This is a genomic window from Pseudomonas sp. A014 (assembly GCF_052378495.1).
Taxonomy (GTDB): Bacteria; Pseudomonadota; Gammaproteobacteria; order Pseudomonadales; family Pseudomonadaceae; genus Aquipseudomonas; species Aquipseudomonas machongensis.
Genome location: NZ_CP199001.1, coordinates 1,747,945 through 1,773,126, shown reverse-complemented (window position 1 = coordinate 1,773,126; position 25,182 = coordinate 1,747,945). Strand labels below are relative to the sequence as shown.

Here is a 25,182-nt window from a genome sequence, read left to right as displayed (position 1 = left end):
CATTGGCCTGCGTCCTCTTGCATTCATTTTTTCATGGGTCTGGCCATCAAGCTAAGCGGGCCGGATGAAGGAATCATGACATCCCCATGAGGAATAAACGTAGCAGGCGTTCAGGTCGTTAACCGCAGTACGTGTGTAACAGCAGATGAAGCATTTCCCTAGAGTGACGAAGGTACCGACTCGCCGGTGGGTGCCGCTTGCTGCACCTGGATCGGCGCAGCTTCGACCGGCGGCGCGATAGGCTGGGAGCCCTGGCTATCGTCGACCACTGGCGCCGCGGGCGCCTCGCTGGCGGCCGGTGCTGCAGCGGTCGGCGATGGCGCGTGCTCCGAAGGAGTCACCGGCGCTGCCGGCTCGACCTGCGGCGCGCTGCCAGACACCGGTACCGCCGCTGGCTGTGCGGCCGGGGCCAATGCCGCAGGCTCGGGCAAGCCCAACTCCTGCGCCGGTTTTTCAGGCTTGGGCGCCTCCACCTGAGGGGCGGCCTTTTTCTGCTTCTTCGGTTTTGGCAGGTAGCTTTCGACCAGCGCGAAATAACGCTCGTAGAACTGCGGCGAAGTCACGGTTTCGCTGGCCACCTTGACCATGGAGTCGTCGGTGGAGCCGATCGGCATCGACACCGAGCCGAGGATGCCTACACCGAGGCTGGCCGAGGTGTTGGATTTTTTCAGGGTGTAGCGATCCTGCAGGGCGTTGGCAAAGATCGTCGAACGCTGATCGTCGCTGCTGTCGGGGGCGCAGGTGATGTTGAAGCTGATCTGCAGGTGGTTCTCAGCGTTCTGCTGGAAGCTCTTGTTGCCCGCCACCTGGCTCGCGTCACTGCTGGTGATGATATAGCCCTGGCTCAGCAATGCCCGGCGCGCGGCTTCGCACGACCCGGCATCGCTGACCTGGAAGCTGCGCGAGAACGTCCCCGAGTCGTCGAAGTTCTCGTGTTCGTAGATCGCTGCCTTTTTCGAGGAACAGCCGGAAACACCCGCCAGCACCAGGGCCAGCCCGAGCGCTACAGAGACGGTAGATCTGGACATTGTCAATTCCGGGAAGAACGAATGGTGCCTATTGTGCAACACATCGCTGGGTCGCTGAAACCGCTGGTCGGTGAAGAGTCTGTCAGCATCAGGTAAATGTTCGGAGTGACCCCGTCAGCTCCACGCAGATGTCTAACCGCACTGGCGATTGATACCAAGGTCGGCACTAGCCATTTACCAGGCCACAGAAACAAAAAAAAGCGACCCTAAGGTCGCTTTCTTTGTGCCTCGAGGGGTTCAGTGACCTCGGAGCGAATATGGCGCAGCGGACGGGACTCGAACCCGCGACCCCCGGCGTGACAGGCCGGTATTCTAACCGACTGAACTACCGCTGCGTATCGCACAGGCCGAAGCCTGCTTGAAACTGGGATCTGCATGCCAGCGCATGACGCTGGTGTTGCAGGCACAAAAAAGGCGATTGGTTTATCGCCTTCAATGTCGCTTGGAGGAGTTCTAGGGCCTCGAAGCAGAAGATGGCGCAGCGGACGGGACTCGAACCCGCGACCCCCGGCGTGACAGGCCGGTATTCTAACCGACTGAACTACCGCTGCGTATCTTGCAGGCCGTAACCTGCTTGAAACTGGGATCTGGCAGGAAGGTCTTGCCTTCATGCCACAGACCGGTGAAGCTCACCCATCTGTTGAAATAAGTGGCGCAGCGGACGGGACTCGAACCCGCGACCCCCGGCGTGACAGGCCGGTATTCTAACCGACTGAACTACCGCTGCGCATGTGGACTTGCGTCCTGTTCCTCTCTGGTAGGAAGCCTCTTTCGAAGCGCCCCGGGTCAGGAACAATCTCAGGAAGTGGTGGGTGATGACGGGATCGAACCGCCGACCCTCTGCTTGTAAGGCAGATGCTCTCCCGGCTGAGCTAATCACCCTCGCGATGTTGCTTGTTGCGTTTGCTTCGCTGAGGCCGCGAAATTTACGCAGGTACCGATGCTAAGTCAATAGCCCCGTTGAATTTTTTTTCAAAAACCTGAAAAAGCGTCAGAACGAAAAAGGAGCCTTGTCGGCTCCTTTTGCTTTGCATAGCGGCAAGTGGCGCGTCAGCTGTAGATCATCTTGCGGCTCATGCCGCCATCGACCACAAATTCCTGGCCGGTGACGAATCCGGCCTGACGCGACAACAGCCAGGCCACCAGTGCCGCAACATCCTCCACCGTCCCTACCCTGCCCGTTGGATGCTGGGCGTGGTCGGCTTCGGTGAGGGGTTCGGCGCGGCGCTGGGACGGATCGCGGGCGTCGACCCAACCAGGGCTGACGGCGTTGACCCGGATCTCCGGCCCCAGGCTCATGGCCAGGGCGTGGGTCAGTGCCAGCAGCCCGCCCTTGCTTGCGGCATAGGCCTCGGTGTCCGGCTCCGACTGACGTGCACGTGTGGAGGCCAGGTTGACGATCGCCCCGCCATGCGCGCGCAGGTAAGGCGCACAGTGCTTGGCCAACAGCATCGGGCCACTGAGGTTGACCGCCAATACACGATTCCATTGCGCAAGACTCAGGCTCTCGAGCGTATGGTTGTGCGGGTTGGCGATGGCCGCGTTGCACACCAGCGCATCCAGACGCCCAAATTGGCCCAGCACCTGGGCCACACCAGCGCTGACCTGGGCCTCGTCGGAGACGTCCATGGCGATGAACCAGGCGTTGCTGCCCAGGGTCTTGGCAACCTTGGCACCGCGCTGGCGGTCCAGGTCACTCAACACCACCTGCCAACCTTCGCAGATCAGCCAGGCGGCGATGCCCAGGCCGATGCCGCGGGCGGCACCGGTTACCAAGGCCACCCGACCGTTATGGTCTGGCTCGCCACCTGTCCAGTCGATCACAGCGCTGCCAACCCACGCGCCAGGTCGGCCTGCAGATCGGCGACGTCCTCAAGCCCCACCGCAACACGAATCAGGCTGTCACGGATGCCGGCCGCCTCACGCTCCTGCGGGCTCAGACGACCGTGGGAGGTGGTCGCCGGATGGGCGATGGTGGTCTTGCTGTCACCCAGGTTCGTGGTGATCGAAATCACCCGAGTGGCGTCGATAAAGCGCCAGGCACCCTCTTTGCCGCCCTTGACCTCAAAGCTGACCACCGCGCCGAAGCCACTCATCTGGCGCTTGGCCAGTTCGTGTTGTGGGTGGCTTGGCAAGCCGGCGTAATGCACCTTTTCCACACCCTCCTGCTGTTCCAGCCATTCAGCCAAGGCCTGCGCGCTCTCGCAGTGCGCACGCATGCGCAGCTTGAGGGTCTCCAGGCCCTTGGTGAAAATCCAGGCGTTGAACGGGCTGAGGGTCGGCCCCGCGGTACGCAAGAAGCCCACCACTTCCTTCATCTGCTCGGCACGACCGGCAACCACGCCGCCCATGCTGCGGCCCTGGCCGTCGATGAACTTGGTCGCGGAGTGGAAGACGATATCGGCCCCCTGCTTGAGCGGTTGCTGCAGCGCCGGCGTGCTGAAGCAGTTGTCCACTACCAGCATCGCGCCACCGGCGTGGGCGATTTCGGCCAGTGCGCCGATATCCACCAACTCCGCCAGCGGGTTGGACGGCGACTCGACGATCAGCAGCTTGGTATTGGCCTTGATGGCGTTCTTCCAACCACCAAGATCGACCAGCGGCACATAGTCCACCTGCACACCGAAGCGCTTGAAATACTTCTCGAACAGGCTGATGGTCGAGCCGAACACGCTCTGCGACACCAGCACGTGGTCGCCGGCGCTGCACAGCGACATGACCACGGCGAGAATCGCCGCCATGCCGGTGGACGTCGCCACGGCCTGCTCCGCACCTTCCATGGCCGCCAGGCGTTCCTCGAAGGCACGCACGGTCGGGTTGGTGTAGCGTGAGTAAACGTTGCCCGGCGTTTCACCGGCGAAACGCGCAGCCGCATCGGCGGCCGTGCGGAAGACATAGCTGGAGGTCAGGAACAGCGCTTCGCTGTGCTCGCCCTCGGGCGTACGGTGCTGACCGGCACGCACTGCCAGGGTGTCGAAACCGACACCCTCCAGGTCGCTGTCCAGCCGTCCGGCATCCCATTGATCCGTCATGCCGTTACTCCTAAAAAGCCCAAAGTCAGTTGTTGTACAGGTCGATGATCGCGCTGACAGCCTGGGTCTTGACCTTGGCCGCATCGTTGCGAGCCTGTTCGATACGGTCCAGGTAGGCATCGTCGATGTCGCCGGTAACGTATTCACCGTTGAACACCGCGCAATCGAAGTGCTCGATCTTGATCTTGCCGCCACCGACCGATTCGATCAGGTCCGGCAGGTCCTGATAGATCAGCCAGTCGGCGCCGATCAACTCGGCCACCTGTTCGGTGGTACGGTTGTGGGCGATCAGTTCGTGAGCGCTCGGCATGTCGATGCCGTAGACGTTGGGGTAACGCACAGCCGGCGCCGCGGAGCAGAAGTAGACGTTCTTCGCGCCGGCTTCACGGGCCATCTGGATGATCTGCTTGCAGGTGGTGCCGCGTACGATCGAGTCATCCACCAGCATCACGTTCTTGCCGCGGAATTCCAGCTCGATGGCATTGAGCTTCTGGCGTACCGATTTCTTGCGCGCGGCCTGGCCGGGCATGATGAAGGTACGGCCGATGTAGCGGTTCTTGACGAAGCCTTCGCGGAACTTCACACCCAGGTGGTTGGCCAGCTCCAGGGCCGCGGTGCGGCTGGTGTCCGGGATCGGGATGACCACGTCGATGTCGTGCTCCGGGCGCTCGCGGCGAATCTTCTCGGCCAGCTTCTCGCCCATGCGCAGACGCGCCTTGTACACCGAGACACCATCCATGATCGAGTCAGGACGAGCCAGGTAGACATGCTCGAAGATGCAGGGCTGCAGTTTCGGGTTGTTGGCACACTGCTTGGTGTACATCTGCCCTTCTTCGGTGATGTACACGGCCTCGCCTGGCGCCAGGTCACGGATCAGGGTGAAGCCGAGGACGTCCAGAGCAACGCTTTCGGAGGCGATCATGTACTCGACGCCTTCGTCGGTGTGGCGCTGGCCGAACACCACCGGACGAATGCCGTTGGGGTCACGGAAGCCGACGATGCCGTAGCCGGTGATCATCGCCACCACCGCATAGCCACCGACACAGCGGCTGTGCACATGGGAGACCGCCGCGAACACGTCCTCCTCGGTCGGCTGTAGCTTGCCACGTACGGCCAGCTCATGGGCGAACACGTTGAGCAGCACTTCCGAGTCGGAATTGGTGTTGACGTGACGCAGGTCGGACTCGTAGATCTCCTTGGCCAACTGCTCGACGTTGGTCAGGTTGCCGTTGTGCGCCAGGGTGATGCCATACGGCGAGTTGACGTAGAACGGCTGGGCCTCGGCCGAGGTGGAGCTGCCCGCGGTCGGGTAGCGCACGTGGCCGATGCCCATGTGGCCGACCAGGCGCTGCATGTGGCGCTGCTGGAAGACGTCGCGCACCAGGCCATTATCCTTGCGCAGGAACAACCGGCCGTCATGGCTGGTCACGATACCGGCAGCGTCCTGGCCGCGGTGCTGGAGGACCGTTAGCGCGTCATACAGCGCCTGATTGACGTTCGACTTACCGACGATACCGACGATGCCACACATGCGACGCAACCCCTACTTTGACGAAACTTGAGTGAAAAGCGCTCAGGGCCGGGATGGACCGAGCAGCTGTTCCTTGAACGGAAGATCAACTGGAGAGCTGATCCCACTGGACATCCACTGACCGGCGAAACCGAGAATCAGGTTCTTCGACCAGTCAGCGACCAATAGAAATTGTGGTATCAGGCGTGATTCCTGCCACCACGGATCCTGTTGCACCGGGCCCAGGCTGAGCAAGCCGACGGCCACCACCACCAGCAAGGCCCCGCGCGCGGCGCCGAACACCATGCCGAGGAAACGATCGGTGCCGGACAGCCCGGTCACGCGGATCAGCTCGCCGACGAGGAAGTTGATCATCGCCCCCACCAGCAGGGTGGCGACGAAAAGAATGGTACACCCGGCGATGATCCGTGCCGAGGGTGTCTGGATATAGCTCTCCAGGTACTGCGACAGCGACCCGCCGAACATCCAGGCGACCGCGCCGGCAATGATCCAGATGAGCAAGGACAAGGCTTCCTTGACGAAGCCGCGCTTGAGACTGATCAGTGAGGAAACGGCGACGACCGCAATGATCGCCCAATCTACCCAGGTAAATGCCACGGTGCTGCCTGCAGACGTTTGAGGCGGCGCATTTTAACAGAGCGGAGGGCTTGGGGTAAGCGGAATGTCAGGTCGTTGAAGGCCTGCAGCTTGACTTTCAGGACAACTTTGTAGCGCTCGCGAAGGCTGGAATCGAACGAAAAACGGCCCCGCCCGACCGGCGTCAATGCGCTGATCTGGCAGGGCCGCTCGGATTCAGCCTCGTTCCGGCTGGAAACGAACCACGATACCCTTGAGATTCTGCTGGCGGTTGATCACATCACGCAGGCGCTCGGCTTCGGCACGCTCGATCAGTGGGCCGACGAACACCCGGTTCATGCCGTCAGCCGACCGGATGTAGGCGTTGTAGCCCTGGCTGCGCAGCGTCTTCTGCAGGTTATCGGCCCCAGCGCGATTGGACAGGCTGGCCAGCTGGATCGACCAGCTCACCGGCAGGCCGTTGGCGTCGATCTTCGACGCTGCCGCCGGCTTGCTTACACTGGCGGTGGCAGCAGGTGCGGGAGTGGCAGGCGGCACCGGGCGCGCTTCAGCTTTAGCGGCAGGCGCTGGGGCTGGCGACTTGGCCACCGGCACCTGGGCGACCTGCGCAGGTGACGGCGTGATCGGCTGGCTTGGCGCGCTGACCGGTGCAGTGGACTCATCGACCACCACCGGCGGTTGCTCCGAGGGATCAGGCAGCGCCTGAGGCTCCGGCACCTGCACAGGCTCCACCTTGACGTCGGGAAGGCTTGGCATGGCCGGCGCCTGTGGCGCCTCGACGCGCACCTGGCGCATCTCGTCCTCGCGGGTGAACAGCATCGGCAGGAAGATCACCGCCAGCGCCACCAGCACCAGCGCACCGACCATGCGCTGCTTCATCCCTTTATCCAGCACTGCCATCTACTCCATCCTCCGGGACCTGCCGCTCGAGCCATTCCAGGGCTTGGCCGACGCAGAAAAACGAACCGAACAGCAAGATCTGGTCATCCGCCGTTGCCTGTGCACACTGCCCTTCTAGGGCAGCGGCGACACTGGCATAAGACTTCACCGTAGCACCTTGGTTCGTCAAGGCAGTGGCCAGTTCGGCAGCCGCACGACTGCGCGGGGTATCCAGGGGGGCTACCGCCCAGTCGTCGACCAGGCCCTGCAGTGGCGCGATCACGCCTTCCAGGTCCTTGTCGGCGAGCAGGCCGAACACCGCCAACCGACGCCCCTTCAACGGACGCGCGGACAGGCGGCGGGCCAGGTACTCGGCGGCATGCGGGTTGTGCCCGACATCCAGCAGCAGCTCCACCGTCTTGCCCTGCCAGGTCAACTGGCGACGGTCCAGGCGACCGGTAATGCGGGTATCGAGCAACGCCCGGCGAACCTGCTCGGCCTGCCACGGCAAGCCCATCAGCAGGTAGGCCTGCAGTGCCAGGGCAGCGTTTTCCATGGGCAGGTCGAGCAGCGGCAGGTCATGCAGCGCCACCGACTGACCATCGGTCGTGGTGCCACGCCAGCTCCAGCGGCCTTCGGCGCTGTCCAGGTCGAACTCACGGCCACGCAGGAACAGCGGCGCAGTGAGTTCTGTTGCCTTGTCCAGCAGCGGCTGCGGTGGGTCCAGGTCGCCACATAGCGCCGGCTTGCCCGCACGGAAGATGCCAGCCTTCTCGAAGGCCACCCGTTCACGGGTATCACCCAGGTAATCGACATGGTCGACACCGATGCTGGTCACCAGCGCCATGTCGGCGTCCACCACGTTCACGGTGTCCAGCCGGCCACCCAGGCCCACTTCGAGCACCACGGCATCGAGCTGCGACTGTTGGAACAGCCAGAAGGCCGCCAATGTACCCATCTCGAAGTAGGTGAGGGAAATCTCGCCCCGCGCCGCCTCGACGGCGGCGAAGGCTTCGCACAGACACTCATCGCTGGCTTCGACGCCATCGATCAGCACCCGCTCGTTGTAACGCAACAGGTGCGGCGAGCTGTACACGCCGACCTTCAAGCCCTGGGCACGCAGCAACGAGGCGATGAACGCACAGGTCGAACCCTTGCCGTTGGTGCCGGTGACCGTCACCACCCTCGGCGCCAGCCGACCGAGCGCGAGGCGCGCCAGCACCTGCTGTGAACGCTCCAGGCCCATGTCGATGGCCGAAGGGTGCAACTGCTCGAGGTATGCGAGCCACTCGCCCAGGGTACGCTGGCTCATCACGCGACGACGGCCGCTTCTTTTGCCTGCTCGGGAGTCGGTTGGCCGGTCATCTGTGCCAGCAGGCGGGCCAGGCGTGGACGCAGCTCATGACGGGAGATGATCAGGTCGATGGCACCATGCTCCAGCAGGAACTCGCTGCGCTGGAAGCCTTCCGGCAGTTTTTCGCGCACGGTCTGCTCGATCACACGCGGGCCGGCGAAGCCGATCAGCGCCTTCGGTTCACCGACGATGACATCACCCAGCATCGCAAGACTGGCGGACACACCACCATAGACCGGGTCGGTCAGTACCGAGATGAACGGGATGCCTTCTTCACGCAGGCGCGCCAGCACCGCCGAGGTCTTGGCCATCTGCATCAGCGAGATCAGCGCTTCCTGCATGCGCGCACCGCCGGAGGCGGAGAAACAGATCATCGGGCAACGGTTTTCCAGGGCGTAGTTGGCTGCGCGCACGAAGCGCTCGCCGACGATGGCACCCATCGAACCACCCATGAAGGAGAACTCGAAGGCGCTGACCACGATCGGCATGCCCATGAGTGTGCCGCTGACCGAGACCAGCGCGTCCTTCTCGCCGGTCTGCTTCTGCGCGGCGGTCAGGCGATCCTTGTACTTCTTGCCATCACGGAACTTCAGGCGATCGACCGGTTCCAGGTCAGCGCCCAGCTCGGCGCGGCCTTCGACATCGAGGAAGATGTCGATACGCTCACGGGCGCCGATACGCATGTGATGGTTGCACTTGGGGCAGACGTCGAGTGTTTTTTCCAGCTCCGGACGATACAGCACGGCTTCGCAAGCCGGGCACTTGTGCCACAGGCCTTCCGGCACCGAGCTCTTCTTCACCTCGGAACGCATGATCGAAGGGATCAGTTTGTCTACCAACCAGTTGCTCATGCTCTATTCTCCCGTTTTGGCCGGTGGCGGGCTTGCTGTCGCCTGCCCTGCCCCGACCCTTGAGCTCAAATTCGTGTTCTAAACGACGATGGACCGGTCACAGGGACCACCCGCGCACCACTCCACCTTCAACCTGTACGCCGACGCCCCTGGCGTCGCGTGTTCTGATGACCAGCCCCACGGGGCCAGCCGGGCAGCACCGGGCTGCGATAGCTATGGACGATGGCACGCCGCCAACCGTCACATCCGCCGTCACTCCGCGCGGACCGCGCGCATGAAGGCTTCGATCTTGCTGGCATCCTTGATGCCCTTGGCCTGCTCGACGCCGCCACTGACGTCCACCGCATAGGGGTTGACCTGGACGATGGCCTGACCGACGTTGTCCGCCGACAACCCACCCGCGAGGATGATCGGCTTGCTCAAGCGCGCCGGCACCAGCGACCAATCGAAGGCTTCGCCAGTCCCCCCCGGCACACCAGCCACGTAGGTGTCCAGGAGAATGCCACGGGCGCCGGAGTACTGCTGGCAGGCAGCCTCGAGATCATCCCCGGGGCGCACTCGCAGGGCCTTGATCCATGGGCGGTGATAGCCTTCGCAATCGGCGGGGGTTTCGTCGCCGTGGAACTGTAGCAGGTCCAGTGGAACCACCTCGAGGATCTCGTTCAGCTCACAGCGTGACGCGTTGACGAACAGCCCCACCGTGGTCACGAAGGGCGGCAACTGCTCGATGATCGCCCGCGCCTGGCGCACATCCACCGCGCGCGGGCTCTTGGCATAGAAGACGAAGCCAATGGCATCGGCACCGGCCTCGACGGCGGCCAGCGCGTCTTCGATGCGGGTAATCCCGCAGATCTTGGTGCGGACGTTGCTCATGGACGACGAACCTTGAGTGATCGGTGAAAGGCCGGATGTTAGCAAATGACGTTTCGCCCGTCAGTCTGCCAACGCCTCGTAGCCGGTAAGAAAGTGTGGGCCGATGTAACGCTGCGGCAGGGCGAACTCTTCCGGATACTCCACCTGCACCAGGTACAGGCCATAAGGATGCGCCGTCACGCCCCCCTCCCGACGGTTGCGCCCCTCCAGCACCTCGCGGGCCCATTGCACAGGGCGCTCGCCGGCACCGATGGTCATCAGCACACCGGCGATATTGCGCACCATGTGATGCAGGAAAGCCGTGGCGCGCACGTCGAGGACGATCATCCGACCATGGCGGGTAACGCGCAGGTGGTGGATATGCTTGATCGGCGACTTGGCCTGGCATTGGCTGGCCCGGAATGCGCTGAAGTCGTGGGTGCCGAGCAGGTATTCGGCGGCCTCGGCCATCGCCGCGACATCCAGCGGGCGGTGATTCCAGGTTACCTCTTCGGCCAGGTGCGCCGGACGGATGGGATCGTTGTAGATGACGTAGCGGTAACGCCGGGCAGTGGCCTTGAACCGCGCATGGAAGTGCGCCGGCATCGTCCGTGCCCAGGCCACGCTGATGTCATGGGGCAGGTTGAAGTTGGTGCCCAGGGTCCAGGCACGTTCGTCACGCACGGCGCGGGTATCGAAGTGCACCACCTGGCCACAGCCGTGAACGCCAGCGTCGGTGCGCCCGGCGCACATCACACTGATCGGCGAGTCGGCGACCTTCGACAATGCCTGCTCCAGCGCCTGCTGGACACTGGGCACACCGCTGGCCTGGCGTTGCCAGCCGCGGTAGCGCGAACCTTTGTATTCCACGCCCAGGGCGATGCGCGAGTACCCTTCGGCCGCCGATTCGGCCGCGTCGATGTCGTTGATGTCCAAGAAAGCCAAACCTGTGGATGAAACGAAAAGGCGGCCATTATAACGACAACGGCAGCCCACAGGGCTGCCGTTGTCCGATCAGGGCAAGCTACGCGTCAGACCAGACGCGACAGCATGTCCTGCGCCTCCTGGCGCTGGCCGTCGTCGCCATCCTTGACCACCTCGTCGAGGATATCGCGGGCGCCCTGGTGATCGCCCATGTCGATGTAGGCCCGAGCCAGGTCGAGTTTGGTCGCCACTTCGTCGGTGCCGGAGAAGAAGTCGAAGTCCAGGTCATCCAGGGCTCCGGGCTCGAGCGCCGCATCCTCGGCGGTGAAGTGCGGCTCCAACGACGGCGATGCCAGGCTCTGCGACAACTTGTCGAGCTCGGCGTTGACGTCACTGAGTTCCGAGGCGAAGTGCTTGTCGGCTGGCGATTCGTCATCCAGCGACAACGACAGGTCGAAGTCGTCCGGCAGCTCGAGTTCGGAAATGGGGTCGAATTCCGGAATTTCGTCGAATGCAGCCAGCTCGGCGGCGACATCCACGGGCGCCTCCGGCTCGGCAGCAGGCGGCGCGGCTACGGCCGGCTCACCGACATCCAGATCGAAGTCCGCCAGATCATCCAGGCTTTGTGGCTCGGATTGCGCCTGAGCCTGGGCCAGCAATGCCTCGAAATCGTCGTCGGCATCGCTCTCGACGGCCGGCTCGGCCTGCACCGCCGGCTCAACCACGACCTCGGGCGCTTGCGTCGCGTCAGGTGCATCCAGCACCGGGGCATCGAGCGAGTCATCAAGCGCGAGGTCATCGTCCAGACTCAGGTCAAACGCACTGTCCAGATCGTCCGTGGCGGTGACGGGCACCTCATCGAGCTCTGGCACGCTGTCCAGCACAGGCTCTGGCTGGGGCGCCGCGGCCACCGCTTCGTCGACAACCGGCTCGGGCTCTGCGACAGGTGCCGCCTCGTGGTCCTGGAGCAGCTCCTGCACATACTGCTCGTCCATCTCCGCAGCCAGCGCAGCCGCGCCGAGCCCTGCCGCCGCAACCCCGAGCATGGCCGGATAACGTTGCTTGAGCCCCTCGACTTCGCCCTGGTTCTCAGGTGTGCCGGGCAACTGGCGCTCCTGGCCGACGAACGCGTCCTGATCGCCTTGGCGAGCGTAGACTTCCATCAATTTAAGGCGCAGGTCGCTGCGCTGCGGCTCGGCAGCCACCACCGGTTCCAGCAGAGTAGCTGCGTGATTCAAGCGCCCCTTGGCGACGCTCTCGTCGACCTCGGCCAATAGCGTCGCGTGCGGATCGGCATCAGTCGGCGCACTGGCAACGACTGGCTTTTCCGCCGCCGCCGCGGCTGCAGCGGAGGCCGCCACCACGGCAGGCGACAAGGTCACGCTCGGCGCCGAGACATCCAGTCCATCGAAGCTGCTGGGCGGCAGGTCCAGATCAGGACCGCGCTCACCTTCCTCGGCCAAGGCTCGGGCCATGCGCAGGTGCTTCTCAGCCTCCTGCTGGGCCTTGCGCTTGCGCGCCAGAAGCAGCAACAGCAGCAGCAACACGAGGAAGGCCGAGCCCGCCAATAGCGCCAGCAACAGCGGATTGCCCAGCAGTTCGTCGAGTGCACTCGGTGGCTGCTCCGGCGCCGCCGCTGCTTGCGGCGCAGTATCCGCTGCTGCAGGCGGCGGCGTGACCGCAGGTTCGGCAGGGGCCAAGTGGGCGTTGACCACCGGCTCGACGGGCGGCGTCGCGGCTACAGGTGCTGCAGGCTCGGCGGCCCCTTGCGCCTCGAGACGCGCCAACTGGTCGTTCTTCAATTCGATCAGACGCTGCAGCTTGTCCAGCTGGCTCTGCAGGTCGGTCATCCGGCTCTTGAGTTCTTCGTTGTCGCGGCGGCTGGTATCCAGGCTTTCCTGGGCCACGGCCAGCTTGTCGCTCAGCGCCTTGGCGCTGTCGGCCCCGGTCTGTGTGCCGGGCGCAACCAGCCGCAGGTTATCGCCCTGGGCGATACGTGCAGGCGCGGCTTCGGCAGCACCCCGACGGGTGGCGTCCAACTGTCGCGCACGCGGCCCCAGGCGCCGACCTTCGCGCCAGGCGGCGTACTGCTCGGAAACCTCGCGGATCGCCTCACCCTGGGCAATGCTGCGGATCTGCTGCTCGTCTGGAAGGCGCAGGACCTGACCGGTCTTGAGCTGGTTGATGTTATTGCCGATGAAGGCATCGGGGTTCAGGGCCTGGATCGCCAACATGGTCTGCTGGATCGAACCGCCGTGGGTGTTGCGTGCAGCGATCTGCCAGAGCGTGTCGCGCTGGCGAGTCGTGTAGCTGGCGGCGCTCACTGCCGGGCTGATGGCGCCCTGGGCAGGCTTGGCGCTGGCCTGCTGCGGCTGGTCGAGCGCCACGTTGTAGTCACGCAATAGCCGCCCTTGGGGCCACATCACCTGAACCAGGAACTTGACCACCGGCTCCGGCAGCGGCTTGCTGGAAGTCACGCGCAACACGCTGCGACCGTTGGGGTTGATCACCGGCGTGAACGTCAGGTCTTCCAGATAAGCGGGCAGCGTCACCCCAGCCTTGGCGAACTCCTCGGGAGGGGCCAGGCTTGGCGCCACTTCAGCGGCGGTGAGGTCGCGCACATCGAGCAACTCGATCTCGGCATCCAGCGGCTGGTTCTGCGCCGACTTGAGGGTCAGCTCCCCCAGGCCAAGGGCATTGGCCATGCCGGACGACAGCGCCGAGGCGGCCGCGATGGCCAGAACCAGTTTGCGAATTCGAAGCATGACCTCTTCCCTTGTATGAATCGTCCTAAAAACCTGCCAGTGGTGTAGGACAAAATTGCTGGCCAGTATCTTTTACGCCATTTTTTTTATCAACAATTGCGCCAATTGTACGGCGTTGAGCGCCGCACCCTTGCGCACGTTGTCGGTGGTCAGCCACAAGTTGAGCTGCTGATCCTCGTCGACGCCATGGCGTACACGACCAACATAGACCACGTCTTGCCCCACTGCGTCACCGACGGGTGTCGGATAATCGTCATTTTCCACACGCTCGACGCTGGCAGCGGCGTCCAGCGCCTGGTTGACCGATTGCAGATCGACCGACTGGCGACTCTGCACCGTCACACTGAAGCTATCGCCGAAAAACACCGGGACTTGAACGCAGCTCACGGAAATCTTCAGCTCAGGCAAGCCCAGCAGCGTACGTAACTCGCTGACCAGGCGACGCTCCAGCGCTGCATGCCCCTGCTCATCGGTAGTCCCCACCTGCGCCAACAGGTTGAACGCCACCTGGCGATCAAAGAAACGCGGCTCCAACGGGCGGGCGTTGAGCAACTCGGCCGTCTGCCGCGCCAACTCGTTCACCGCTTCACGCCCCTGGGACGAAACAGCCAGGCAGGCCATTACCTGGACCCGCTCGATATCCAGCAACCCCTTGAGCGGCGCCAGCGCGACGGCCAGCGCGACAGCGGCGCTGCTTGGGCTGGCCAGCAAGGCTGGCAATTCAAGGCTGTCGACGACTTCGCCATTGGCCTCCGGCACCAGCGCCAGCGCGTCATCCAGCCCGCCAGACAGGTCGATCACCGAGCAGCCGGCCTCGCGCGCCTTCTGCGCAAAGCTGCGGCTGACTGCAGCACCGGCGGCGAAGAACGCCAGCCTGACCTGGGCGAAGTCGAAGCTGTCCACCTCACGCACTCGCACATTCTTGCCAGCAAACATCACACTGCTGCCGGCAGATTCCATACTGGCCAGCAGGTGCAGGGTCGCGACCGGGAACTCCAGCTCCTCGAGAATCTGCACGAGGGTCTCACCGACACTTCCGGTGGCGCCGACGACGGCGATATCTAGGGGTTGGCTCATGGTTTGGCTCCTTCTGCGGGTACGGCGGGAGCGGCACTTTACTTGATTGCCGCACAAACAAAAAACCCGCGCTGTCTCCAGCGCGGGTTTTCGATCAACTTGAGGCGATCAACGCTCCAGCAGAATCCGCAACATGCGGCGCAGCGGCTCGGCAGCGCCCCACAGCAACTGGTCGCCGACAGTGAAGGCGCCCAGGTACTGGGACCCCATGTTCAGCTTGCGCAGACGGCCGACCGGAATGTTCAGGGTACCGGTCACGTTGGTAGGACTCAGTTCCTGCATGCTGATCTCACGCTGATTCGGCACCAGCTTCACCCATGGGTTGTGCTGGCTGATCATGCCTTCGATATCGGCGATCGGCACATCCTTGTTCAGCTTGATGGTAAGCGCTTGGCTGTGGCAGCGCATGGCACCGATACGTACGCAGATGCCATCGACCGGGATCGGGCTCTTGAAGCGGCCAAGGATCTTGTTGGTCTCGGCCTGAGCCTTCCACTCTTCGCGGCTCTGCCCGTTCGGCAGTTCCTTGTCGATCCACGGGATCAGGCTGCCAGCCAGCGGCACGCCGAAGTTTTCAGTCGGGTAGGCTTCGCTGCGCATGGCTTCGGCAACCTTGCGGTCGATGTCGAGGATCGCGCTGGCCGGGTTGGCCAGATCGTCGGCCACCGCAGCATGGGTTGCCCCCATCTGCTTGATCAGCTCGCGCATGTTCTGCGCACCGGCACCGGAGGCCGCCTGGTAAGTCATGGCGCTCATCCACTCGACCAGGCCAGCTTCGAACAGCCCGCCCAGGCCCATCAGCATCAGGCTGACGGTGCAGTTGCCGCCGATGTAGTTCTTGGTGCCGGCGTCCAGCTGCTGGTCGATGACCTTGCGGTTGACCGGGTCGAGGATGATGACTGCATCATCCTGCATTCGCAGGGACGAGGCAGCGTCGATCCAGTAACCCTGCCAGCCGGCTTCACGCAGCTTGGGGAAGACCTCGTTGGTGTAGTCGCCGCCCTGGCAGGTCAGGATCACGTCGAGGGTCTTGAGCTCTTCGATCGAATAAGCGTCCTTGAGCGGAGCAATATCCTTGCCCACGTTCGGGCCTTGGCCACCCACGTTGGAGGTGGTGAAGAACACCGGCTCGATAAGGTCGAAGTCCTGCTCCTCCAGCATCCGCTGCATGAGCACGGAACCGACCATACCGCGCCAACCGATCAGACCTACACGTTTCATCGCAACTACACCTTTGCTAAAAAGTGGGCCGCCACCGAAGGGAAACGATGGCGGGCCAGAGAGATTACAGATTCCGCAGCGCTGCGACTACTGCGTCGCCCATTTCCTGCGTACCGACCTTGGTGCAACCGGCCGACCAGATGTCACCGGTGCGCAGACCCTGATCCAGCACCAGGCTCACAGCCTGCTCGATCGCCTCGGCAGCGGCCTGCTGGTTGAAGCTGTAACGCAGCATCATCGATACGGAGAGGATGGTCGCCAGCGGGTTGGCGATACCTTGGCCTGCGATGTCAGGCGCCGAACCGTGGCAAGGCTCGTACATGCCCTTGTTGTCGGCATCCAGCGAAGCAGAAGGCAGCATGCCGATGGAACCGGTCAGCATGGAAGCCTCATCCGACAGAATGTCACCGAACATGTTGTCGGTCACCACGACGTCGAACTGCTTGGGTGCGCGCACCAGTTGCATCGCGGCGTTGTCGACGTACATGTGGCTCAGCTCGACGTCCGGGTAGTCCTTGGCGACGTCTTCGACCACTTCGCGCCACAGCTGGCTGGAAGCCAGGACGTTGGCCTTGTCCACCGAGCACAGTTTCTTGCCGCGCACGCGAGCCATGTCGAAGCCCACGCGGGCGATACGGCGCACTTCACTCTCGCTGTAGGGCAGCGTGTCATAGGCTTGGCGCTCGCCACCTTCGAGCTCGCGCTGGCCACGCGGAGCACCAAAGTAGATGCCGCCGGTCAGCTCGCGGACGATGAGGATGTCCAGCCCGGAGACGATCTCGGGCTTGAGCGACGAAGCGTCAGCCAGTTGCGGATAGAGGATCGCCGGACGCAGGTTGGCAAACAGGCCCAGTTGCGCACGAATCTTCAGCAGACCGCGTTCAGGACGGATATCACGCTCGATCTTGTCCCACTTCGGCCCGCCGACGGCGCCGAGCAGGACGGCATCGGCCTTGCGCGCGCGCTCCAGGGTTTCGTCAGCCAGCGGTACGCCGTGCTTGTCGATGGCCGCACCACCGATCACGTCGTGCTCCAGGGTGAAGTCCAGGCCGAACTTGTCGTTGGCCAGCTCCAGCACCTTGACCGCCTCGGCCATGATTTCCGGACCGATGCCATCACCTGGGAGAATCAGAATCTGCTTGCTCATGCTTTCCTCTATTCATTCAAACAGCGCGGCTCGGTCAGCCACGCCGGAAACTCTATCGCTCGGCCCACAGCACCAGGACATCCGTGCTGAAGGAGCCATCAGCTTCGATCTGGTAATACTGCCGCACTTCCTCGCCCATCGCCTGCTGCAACTGGCGGATGGCCACACGCATCGGTTCGGGAGTACGCATGCGCTCCACCCAGGATGCGAACTCCAGGCGCAGGCGCTGGCGGCTATGGCTGCGCGTGAACAGCCCTGCCTCGCTGACCTGACGCTGCCACTGGGCGGCAGAATAATCGCGTACATGGCTGGTGTCGCGCAGCACTTCGACACTTTGCAGGTAGGTGTCGAGCAACGGGCTGCCCGGCGACATGACATCGACGAACGCCGCCACGCCACCCGGCTTGAGCACCCGACGCACTTCACGCAGTGCCAGGCCCAGGTCGCTCCAGTGGTGTGCCGAGTAACGGCTGAAGACGAATTCGAACGACGCGTCGGCGAACGGCAGACGCTCGGCGGCACCGCGCTCGGTGACGATATTGGCCAGCTCACGCTCGCTGGCGGCCTTGGCAACCACGTCAAGCATCGACTGGGAAAGATCGTATGCCACGACTTGGGCCACCAGTGGCGCCACGTGAAAACTGACATGACCGGCGCCACAGCCCAGGTCCAGCACGCGAGCAGCGCCCTGCCCTTGCAGTTCGGCCTGCAGCAGGGCGAACTCGCTGCCCTGGGCATGCACGGTGCTGCTGAGGTAGGCGCTGGCCTGTTCGCCGAACTGACGCTGGACTACTTCGGTGTGGCTGGTACCCGTCATGATTCAATCCTTTTGGTTTTATTGCCTGTACCGGCCTCTTCGCGGGCAAGCCCGCTCCCACTGGTACAGCATTGCCTCAGGCCTTGCGATATCTGTAGGAGCGGGCTCGCCCGCGAAGAGGCCGGTAGTGTCACCTACCTGCTTCAGGCATCCCGGAACAGCCAGGGCTGCGTGGCGCGGTGCTTGCCTTCGAAGGCCTTGATCGCGTCGCTGTCCTGCAAGGTCAGACCGATGTCGTCCAGGCCGTTGAGCAGGCAATGCTTGCGGAACGCATCGATCTCGAAGTGCAGCACCTTGCCGTCTGGACGGGTAACAGCCTGCGCCTGCAAGTCGATGGTCAGCTGGTAGCCCGGGTTGGCTTCGACCTGCTTGAACAACTCATCCACTTCCTCATCGCTGAGGATGATGGGCAGCAGGCCGTTCTTGAAGCTGTTATTGAAGAAGATGTCGGCAAAGCTCGGCGCAATGATGCTGCGGAAACCGTACTCGTCCAGCGCCCAAGGGGCATGCTCGCGGCTGGAGCCACAACCGAAGTTTTCCCGCGCCAGCAACACGCTGGCACCCTGGTAGCGTTCGTGGTTGAGCACGAACTCCTGGTTCACCGGGCGCTTGCTGTTGTCCTGGTAGGGCTGGCCCACGTCCAGGTAGCGCCACTCGTCGAACAGGTTGGGGCCGAAGCCGGTACGCTTGATCGACTTGAGAAACTGCTTGGGGATGATCTGGTCGGTGTCGACGTTGGCACGATCCAACGGCGCGACGAGGCCGGTGTGCTGGGTAAAGGCTTTCATGCTGCGCTCCCTTGGATCAACTCGCGGACATCGATGAAGTGGCCGGTTACCGCAGCGGCGGCGGCCATGGCCGGGCTGACCAGGTGGGTACGACCACCGGCGCCCTGACGGCCTTCGAAGTTGCGGTTGGACGTCGAGGCGCAATGCTCGCCGCTTTCCAGGCGGTCCGGGTTCATCGCCAGGCACATGGAGCAACCTGGTTCACGCCACTCGAACCCCGCCTCGAGGAAGATCTTGTCCAAGCCCTCACGCTCGGCCTGGGCCTTGACCAGACCCGAACCCGGCACGACGATGGCTTGCTTGACGGTAGCGGCAACCTTGCGGCCCTTGGCGATGTCCGCCGCAGCGCGCAGGTCTTCGATCCGCGAGTTGGTGCAGGAGCCGATGAACACGCGGTCCAGCTGGATATCAGTGATCGCCTGGTTGGCGGTGAGCCCCATGTACTTGAGTGCGCGCTCGATCGAACCACGCTTGATCAGATCGGCCTCGGCGGCCGGATCCGGCACGCGCTGGTCGACGGCGAGCACCATTTCCGGGGAAGTGCCCCAGCTGACCTGCGGCTTGATCTGTGCGGCGTCGAGTTCGACCACGGTGTCGAACACGGCATCGTCGTCGGAAACCAGGTCTTTCCAGGCTTCGACGGCACGCTTCCAGTCCTCGCCCTTCGGCGCATACGGACGGCCTTCGACATAGGCAACGGTAGTCGCATCGGTAGCCACCAGCCCGACACGGGCACCGGCTTCGATGGACATGTTGCAGATGGTCATGCGACCTTCCATCGACAGCTCGCGAATAGCGCTGCCGGCGAACTCCATGGCGTGGCCGTTGCCACCGGCAGTGCCGATCTTGCCGATCACGGCAAGCACGATATCCTTCGCGGTGACGCCGACAGGCAACTGGCCTTCGACGCGCACCAGCATGTTCTTCATCTTCTTGGCGACCAGGCACTGGGTGGCGAGCACGTGCTCGACCTCGGAGGTGCCGATGCCATGGGCCAAGGCCCCGAAGGCGCCATGGGTCGAGGTGTGCGAGTCACCGCAGACCACGGTCATGCCCGGCAAGGTGGCGCCCTGCTCCGGGCTGATGACGTGGACGATGCCCTGGCGCTCGTCGTTCATCTTGAATTCGACGATGCCGTATTCGTCACAGTTCTCGTCCAGGGTCTGCACCTGCAGGCGCGACACCTGGTCGACGATGGCCTCGATACCACCCTTGCGCTCTGGCGTAGTCGGCACGTTGTGGTCGGGCGTGGCGATGTTGGCGTCGATGCGCCAGGGCTTGCGATTGGCCAGGCGCAGGCCTTCGAAAGCTTGCGGCGAAGTCACTTCATGGATGATGTGACGATCGATATAGATCAAGGACGAGCCATCGTCGCGCCGTTTGACTTCGTGCGCATCCCAGAGTTTGTCGTAGAGCGTTTTGCCAGCCATCAGACTGTTCCTCATCAGCGTCTTTCTATGCCAATAACCCCTTGGCTTGTACGGACGATGCTATGGGGTTAGATTGAATAACTCAAATTCATAATTTTTATGCTTTGGATAACCAATAGGAATTCGAGCGCATGGACCTCGCCAACCTCAGCGCTTTTATCGCCATCGCCGAAACCGGAAGTTTTTCCGGCGCCGGTGAACGCCTGCACCTGACCCAACCCGCCGTCAGCAAACGCATCGCCGGCCTGGAGCAGCAACTGGATGTACGCCTGTTCGATCGCCTGGGCCGTGAGGTCACCTTGACCGAAGCCGGCCGAGCCCTGCTGCCTCGCGCCTATCAGATCCTCAATGTACTGGATGATACGCGCCGCGCCCTGACCAATTTGACAGGAGAAGTTACCGGGCGCCTGACCCTGGCCACCAGCCATCATATCGGCCTGCACCGCCTGCCCCCGCTGCTAAGGGCTTTCACCCGACAGCACCCTTCCGTGGCACTGGATATTCAGTTTCTAGATTCAGAAACGGCCTACGACGAAGTTCTCCATGGCCGCGCGGAAATCGCAGTGATCACCCTGGCCCCCGAGCCCCATCACCTGGTCCGGGCCGTTCCAGTGTGGGACGACGCCCTGGATTTCGTAGCGGCCCCGGAGCACGCCCTGGCCCTTGATAGCGATGTCAGCCTGGCCGATATCGCCCGCCACCCCGCCGTGTTCCCCGGCGGCAACACCTTTACCCACCACATCGTGCAGCGCTTGTTCGAGAGTCAGGGCCTGACGCCGAACATCGCCATGAGCACCAACTACCTGGAGACCATCAAGATGATGGTTTCAATCGGCCTCGCGTGGAGCGTGCTGCCACGTACTATGCTCGATGAACAGGTTGCACCCATCGCCTTGCCCGGCATACAGCTGTCGCGCCAGCTAGGCTACATTTTGCATACGGAACGAACGCTGTCGAATGCGGCAAAGGCGTTCATGGCATTGCTCGACAGCCACTCGGGGTCCGCCTGACCGTCCATCAGCCAGGCATTTCACTTACAAGGACGCTTCATCCGCCAAAGGTCTGGTACCGATGCCCAAATCAGCAAACCGCTTTCCGCGCCTGCCGCGCATCCCTGCGGTCGATCCCCAGGAGTCCGAGCAGGCCTGGCAGAATGCTCCGCAATTGCTCGCCGCGCTCAACGGCGCACGCCTGGGCGCATGGCTGTGGGATATCGAAACCGGCCGGGTGAGCTGGTCACGAGGCACGCAGGCGCTGTTCGGCTTCGATCCCCTGCGCCCGTTGCCCGCGGATATCGACTACCTGGACCTGCTGCCGGAGGAGGATCGCGCCCGCACCCGCCAGCTGTTCCACGCCGTGGTCAACGGCGAGCCCGTGGAGCAGGCCATGCGCCATCGCATCCGCTGGCCGGACGGCAGCCTGCACTGGCTGGAAATCAACGGCAGCCTGACCCACGATCGCCATGGCCGTCCACAGATGATCGGCGTGATCCGCGAGATCACCCGTCAGCGCGATCGCGAAACCGCACTGATCAACTCGGAAAAGCGTTTTGCCACCCTCTTCCACCTCAGCCCCAATGCCATCCTCCTGACCCGCCGCCACGATGGCATGATCTTCGAGGTCAACCAGCACTTCGAGGACATGTTTGGCTGGCCCGGCGCCCAGGTCGTCGGCAAGACCAGCGTGGAACTCGGCCTCTGGGTGCACCCCGAGCAGCGCCAGCAGGTACTGGAAGCCACTCGCAACAGTGGCAGCCCGGTGATCATGGAAGTCCAGTTCCGTGCCACCAGCGGCAACATCCACGATGGCATCCTCTGCACCCAGGGTATCGAGCTCGAAGGCATCACCTACCTGATCAGCACTTTTGTCGACACCACCGAGCGCAAGCGGGCCGAGCAGGCACTCAAGGACAGCCAGGAGCGCTTGGACCTGGCCCTGGACTCGGCGCAGTTGGGCACCTGGGACTGGCACATTCCCAGTGGCATGCTCTATGGCTCGGCGCGCGCCGCGCAACTGCACGGCCTTGACCCGGTGCCCTTCCATGAGTCCTTCGAAGCCTTCTTCGAAGGCGTGCCCGAGGAAGAACGCAGCGTCATGCGTCAAGCCTACCGCAGCCTGCGCGAAGGACCGGCCGGTAACTACCAGATCACCTATCGCGTCCAGCTGGAGAACGGCGCATCGCGCTATATCGAAAGCCGTGCGCGGCTTTATCGCGACGAGCATGGCAACCCACTGCGCATGGCCGGCACCTTGCTGGACATCACCGACCAGGTCGAGCGCGAGCAACGCCTGAGCGCCTCGGAAGAGAAGTTCGCCAGCCTGTTCCAGGTCAGCCCCGACCCGATCTGCGTCACTCACCAGGATACGGGCCAGTTCATCGAGATCAATCCAGCCTTCACCCAGACCTTCGGGTGGGACGCCGAACAGGTCATCGGGCGCACCGCCGAGCAGATCGGCCTCTGGGCCGAGTCGTCCGCGCGCGCGCAACGCATCGAACGGGTGATCCGCGATCAGGCCTTGAGCAATGTCGCGGTCGTGGTCAACCACCGCAATGGCTCACCACTGACCTGCGTGATTTCCAGCCGCCTGATCACCGTGGACAGCCAGCCCTGCAGCGTCACCACGCTGCGTGACATCACCCAGCAGCAGCGCGCCGAGGCGGCACTCAAGGCCAGCGAGGAGAAGTTCGCCAAAGCCTTCCACTCGAGCCCCGACGCCATCACCATCACCGAACGGCTCAGTGGACGCTATGTCGAAGTCAACGACGGCTTCTGCCGCCTGACCGGCTACAGCAGCATCGAGGTAGTGGGTCGTACCGTTTTCGAACTGGGCATCTGGGCCGACGACAAGCAACGGGCAGCCTTGCTTGCCGAACTCAAGGAGCGCGGCCGGGTACACCACCGGGAGATGCTCGGGCGCAACAAACGCGGAGACATCCTGACCGTCGAGGTGTCCGTCGAGCCGATCAGCCTCAATGAAACCGACTGCCTGCTGTTGACCGCCCGCGACGTCAGCCAGTTGAAGAACGCACAAGCGCAGATCCGCCACCTGGCCTACCATGACCCGCTGACCAATCTGCCCAACCGCGCCCTGTTGATGGACCGGCTCAGCCAGCAGATCGCCCTGCTCAAGCGCCACAACCTGCGCGGCGCCCTGCTGTTCCTCGACCTGGACCACTTCAAGCACATCAACGACTCTCTGGGCCACCCCGTCGGCGACACGGTATTGAAGATCATCACCGCCCGCCTCGAAGCCAGCGTGCGCCTGGAAGACACCGTGGCACGCCTGGGGGGCGACGAGTTCGTGGTCCTGCTCAGCGGTCTCGAGGGGAGTCGCGAGCACGTCGAGGGCAAGGTTCGCGAGTTGGCCGACACCCTGCGCGAACTGCTGGCCGAACCCATGTCGCTGGACGGCCAGCGCCTGCAGGTGACGCCGAGCATCGGCGTGGCACTGATTCCCGACCATGGCATCACCCCGGCCGATCTGCTCAAGCGAGCCGACATCGCCCTTTACCGCGCCAAGGATTCCGGACGCAATACCACCCAGCTGTTCCACACCACCATGCAAAAGGCGGCCAGCGAGCGCCTGCGCATGGAAAACGACCTGCGTCTGGCGCTCGCGCGCGGCGAACTGGCCCTGCACTTCCAGCCCCAGGTGGACGCCCGCGACAACCGCATCGTCGGTGCCGAAGTGCTCTTGCGCTGGCACCATCCGCAACTTGGCCAGCAAGCGCCCTCCCAGTTCATCCAGGTGCTCGAGGAAAGCGGCCTGATACTCGAGGTGGGTAGCTGGATCCTTGACGAAGCCTGCGACGCCTGCGCGCGCATGCTCGAGGACGGGCTGATCAGTGCCGACGATTTCAGTCTCTGCGTGAATATCAGCCCCCGGCAATTCCGCCAGAATGATTTCGTCGAACGAGTGCTACGCAGCCTGGACGACTATCGCTTGCCCAGGCGCATGCTCAAACTGGAGATCACCGAGGGCATTGTCATCCAGAACCTGGAAGACACCATCAACAAGATGCGTGAGCTCAAACGCTACGGGGTGAGCTTCGCCATGGATGATTTCGGCACGGGCTATTCGTCGCTGACCTACCTGAAGCGCCTGCCGGTGGATGCCCTGAAGATCGACCAGACCTTCGTGCGTGACGCGCCCAACGACCCCAATGATGCCGAGATCGTTCGAGCCATCGTGGCCATGGCGCGAAGCCTGGAGCTGGCGGTGATAGCAGAAGGTGTCGAACTGACGGAGCAACTGGAATTTCTCGAGCGACAGGGCTGTTACCTGTACCAGGGCTACCTGCACAGCCGCCCGCTGCCCTTGCCGGAGTTTCGCCAGATCTTGCAGGAAACCCCGGCAGACTATTAATAGCGGCCTGCCTCTACGGGAGGGGTGTGCCCCATAAATGCGAAAGGGCACCCTAGGGTGCCCTTCCATTCACTTCAGTGCATTCAATTCAGTGCAGCCTTTTCACCATTGATCGGAATACGCTTGGCCTTGGCTTCTTCCGGCACGATGCGCAGCAGGTCGATGCTGAGCAGGCCGTTAGCCAGACCGGCAGCTTTTACTTCAATGTGATCCGCCAGGCGGAACGACAGCTTGAAAGCACGCTGGGCGATACCCTGATGCAGATAGGTGACTTCGGCAGCGCCATTTTCGCGCTTGCCACCGGTAACGGTCAGGACGCCTTTTTCGACCTGAAGGTCGAGATCCTGCTCCTGGAAGCCGGCTGCAGCAACCACGATGCGATAGTGGTCATCGCCATGCTTTTCGACGTTGTAGGGCGGGTAGCTGCTACCGGCCTCATTACGTGCCGCGGATTCGAACAGGTCATTGAAGCGATCGAAACCTACGGAATGGCGGAACAGTGGTGCGAGGGAGAAAGCGGTAGTCATGATCATAAACTCCTG

Annotated in this window: 20 protein-coding genes and 4 tRNA genes; 2 read left to right on the top strand and 22 right to left on the bottom strand. The window is 63.2% G+C overall.

Annotation, left to right across the window (positions count from 1 at the left end; genetic code table 11):
- Positions 1 to 158: 158 nt before the first annotated feature.
- The 21 genes from ACTYOL_RS08415 to leuC form a co-directional block, all read right to left on the bottom strand.
- On the bottom strand, positions 159 to 1,028 hold the full coding sequence (locus ACTYOL_RS08415; RefSeq protein WP_197889836.1) for a DUF2242 domain-containing protein: 870 nt from the start codon (positions 1,026 to 1,028) through the stop codon (positions 159 to 161).
- 258 nt (positions 1,029 to 1,286) lie between these two features.
- A tRNA-Asp gene (locus ACTYOL_RS08410) sits at positions 1,287 to 1,363 on the bottom strand.
- A gap of 139 nt (positions 1,364 to 1,502) precedes the next feature.
- Positions 1,503 to 1,579, bottom strand: a tRNA-Asp gene (locus ACTYOL_RS08405).
- A 99-nt stretch (positions 1,580 to 1,678) separates the two neighbouring features.
- A tRNA-Asp gene (locus tag ACTYOL_RS08400) sits at positions 1,679 to 1,755 on the bottom strand.
- Between the two features lie 79 nt (positions 1,756 to 1,834).
- A tRNA-Val gene (locus ACTYOL_RS08395) sits at positions 1,835 to 1,910 on the bottom strand.
- 168 nt (positions 1,911 to 2,078) lie between these two features.
- Complete coding sequence (locus ACTYOL_RS08390; RefSeq protein ID WP_054893111.1) at positions 2,079 to 2,852, bottom strand: SDR family oxidoreductase; 774 nt, start codon at positions 2,850 to 2,852, stop codon at positions 2,079 to 2,081.
- Positions 2,849 to 4,060, bottom strand: coding sequence for an O-succinylhomoserine sulfhydrylase (locus ACTYOL_RS08385; RefSeq protein WP_112897765.1), 1,212 nt, complete (start codon positions 4,058 to 4,060; stop codon positions 2,849 to 2,851). The genes ACTYOL_RS08390 and ACTYOL_RS08385 overlap by 4 nt, the downstream gene beginning before the upstream one ends.
- Before the next feature lie 25 nt (positions 4,061 to 4,085).
- Positions 4,086 to 5,591 (bottom strand): amidophosphoribosyltransferase, encoded by a 1,506-nt coding sequence (gene purF, locus ACTYOL_RS08380; RefSeq protein WP_054893109.1) that lies wholly within the window; start codon positions 5,589 to 5,591, stop codon positions 4,086 to 4,088.
- Between the two features lie 42 nt (positions 5,592 to 5,633).
- Positions 5,634 to 6,188: a CvpA family protein gene (locus ACTYOL_RS08375; protein ID WP_054893108.1), complete on the bottom strand. Its 555-nt coding sequence runs from the start codon at positions 6,186 to 6,188 to the stop codon at positions 5,634 to 5,636.
- Between the two features lie 195 nt (positions 6,189 to 6,383).
- Positions 6,384 to 7,067 (bottom strand): SPOR domain-containing protein, encoded by a 684-nt coding sequence (locus ACTYOL_RS08370; protein WP_444757768.1) that lies wholly within the window; start codon positions 7,065 to 7,067, stop codon positions 6,384 to 6,386.
- A complete protein-coding gene (gene folC / locus ACTYOL_RS08365; protein ID WP_444757767.1) occupies positions 7,051 to 8,358 on the bottom strand; it encodes a bifunctional tetrahydrofolate synthase/dihydrofolate synthase in 1,308 nt (435 codons plus the stop codon). The genes ACTYOL_RS08370 and folC overlap by 17 nt, the downstream gene beginning before the upstream one ends.
- Positions 8,358 to 9,251 (bottom strand): acetyl-CoA carboxylase, carboxyltransferase subunit beta, encoded by an 894-nt coding sequence (gene accD, locus ACTYOL_RS08360; RefSeq protein WP_054893105.1) that lies wholly within the window; start codon positions 9,249 to 9,251, stop codon positions 8,358 to 8,360. The genes folC and accD overlap by 1 nt, the downstream gene beginning before the upstream one ends.
- Before the next feature lie 252 nt (positions 9,252 to 9,503).
- Positions 9,504 to 10,124 carry a phosphoribosylanthranilate isomerase gene (locus tag ACTYOL_RS08355; RefSeq protein ID WP_444757766.1) on the bottom strand — a complete coding sequence of 207 codons (621 nt, stop codon included), beginning with the start codon at positions 10,122 to 10,124 and terminating at the stop codon, positions 9,504 to 9,506.
- Positions 10,125 to 10,184: 60 nt separating this feature from the next.
- The gene (gene truA, locus ACTYOL_RS08350; protein WP_054893103.1) at positions 10,185 to 11,039 is read right to left on the bottom strand and encodes a tRNA pseudouridine(38-40) synthase TruA; all 855 of its coding nucleotides are present in this window, start codon (positions 11,037 to 11,039) and stop codon (positions 10,185 to 10,187) included.
- Between the two features lie 95 nt (positions 11,040 to 11,134).
- Positions 11,135 to 13,792: a FimV/HubP family polar landmark protein gene (locus ACTYOL_RS08345; protein WP_197889839.1), complete on the bottom strand. Its 2,658-nt coding sequence runs from the start codon at positions 13,790 to 13,792 to the stop codon at positions 11,135 to 11,137.
- 72 nt (positions 13,793 to 13,864) lie between these two features.
- Positions 13,865 to 14,869 carry an aspartate-semialdehyde dehydrogenase gene (locus tag ACTYOL_RS08340; protein WP_200604006.1) on the bottom strand — a complete coding sequence of 335 codons (1,005 nt, stop codon included), beginning with the start codon at positions 14,867 to 14,869 and terminating at the stop codon, positions 13,865 to 13,867.
- A gap of 108 nt (positions 14,870 to 14,977) precedes the next feature.
- On the bottom strand, positions 14,978 to 16,090 hold the full coding sequence (gene asd, locus ACTYOL_RS08335; RefSeq protein WP_054893100.1) for an aspartate-semialdehyde dehydrogenase: 1,113 nt from the start codon (positions 16,088 to 16,090) through the stop codon (positions 14,978 to 14,980).
- Positions 16,091 to 16,154: 64 nt separating this feature from the next.
- The gene (gene leuB, locus ACTYOL_RS08330) at positions 16,155 to 17,237 is read right to left on the bottom strand and encodes a 3-isopropylmalate dehydrogenase (RefSeq protein ID WP_054893099.1); all 1,083 of its coding nucleotides are present in this window, start codon (positions 17,235 to 17,237) and stop codon (positions 16,155 to 16,157) included.
- A gap of 52 nt (positions 17,238 to 17,289) precedes the next feature.
- On the bottom strand, positions 17,290 to 18,054 hold the full coding sequence (locus ACTYOL_RS08325; protein WP_200604005.1) for a class I SAM-dependent methyltransferase: 765 nt from the start codon (positions 18,052 to 18,054) through the stop codon (positions 17,290 to 17,292).
- Positions 18,055 to 18,197: 143 nt separating this feature from the next.
- Positions 18,198 to 18,842 (bottom strand): 3-isopropylmalate dehydratase small subunit, encoded by a 645-nt coding sequence (gene leuD / locus ACTYOL_RS08320; protein ID WP_125930419.1) that lies wholly within the window; start codon positions 18,840 to 18,842, stop codon positions 18,198 to 18,200.
- A complete protein-coding gene (gene leuC / locus ACTYOL_RS08315) occupies positions 18,839 to 20,272 on the bottom strand; it encodes a 3-isopropylmalate dehydratase large subunit (RefSeq protein WP_125930420.1) in 1,434 nt (477 codons plus the stop codon). The genes leuD and leuC overlap by 4 nt, the downstream gene beginning before the upstream one ends.
- Positions 20,273 to 20,403: 131 nt before the next feature.
- Between leuC and ACTYOL_RS08310 the strand changes: the two genes are divergently transcribed.
- Both ACTYOL_RS08310 and ACTYOL_RS08305 read left to right on the top strand, forming a co-directional pair.
- Complete coding sequence (locus tag ACTYOL_RS08310; protein ID WP_054893095.1) at positions 20,404 to 21,282, top strand: LysR family transcriptional regulator; 879 nt, start codon at positions 20,404 to 20,406, stop codon at positions 21,280 to 21,282.
- Between the two features lie 61 nt (positions 21,283 to 21,343).
- The gene (locus ACTYOL_RS08305; protein ID WP_153773430.1) at positions 21,344 to 24,640 is read left to right on the top strand and encodes a bifunctional diguanylate cyclase/phosphodiesterase; all 3,297 of its coding nucleotides are present in this window, start codon (positions 21,344 to 21,346) and stop codon (positions 24,638 to 24,640) included.
- Between the two features lie 83 nt (positions 24,641 to 24,723).
- On the opposite strand, the gene ACTYOL_RS08300 is transcribed toward ACTYOL_RS08305, so the two are convergent.
- Positions 24,724 to 25,167, bottom strand: a complete 444-nt coding sequence (locus ACTYOL_RS08300) for an Hsp20 family protein (RefSeq protein WP_054893093.1) — start codon at positions 25,165 to 25,167, stop codon at positions 24,724 to 24,726.
- Positions 25,168 to 25,182: the final 15 nt, after the last annotated feature.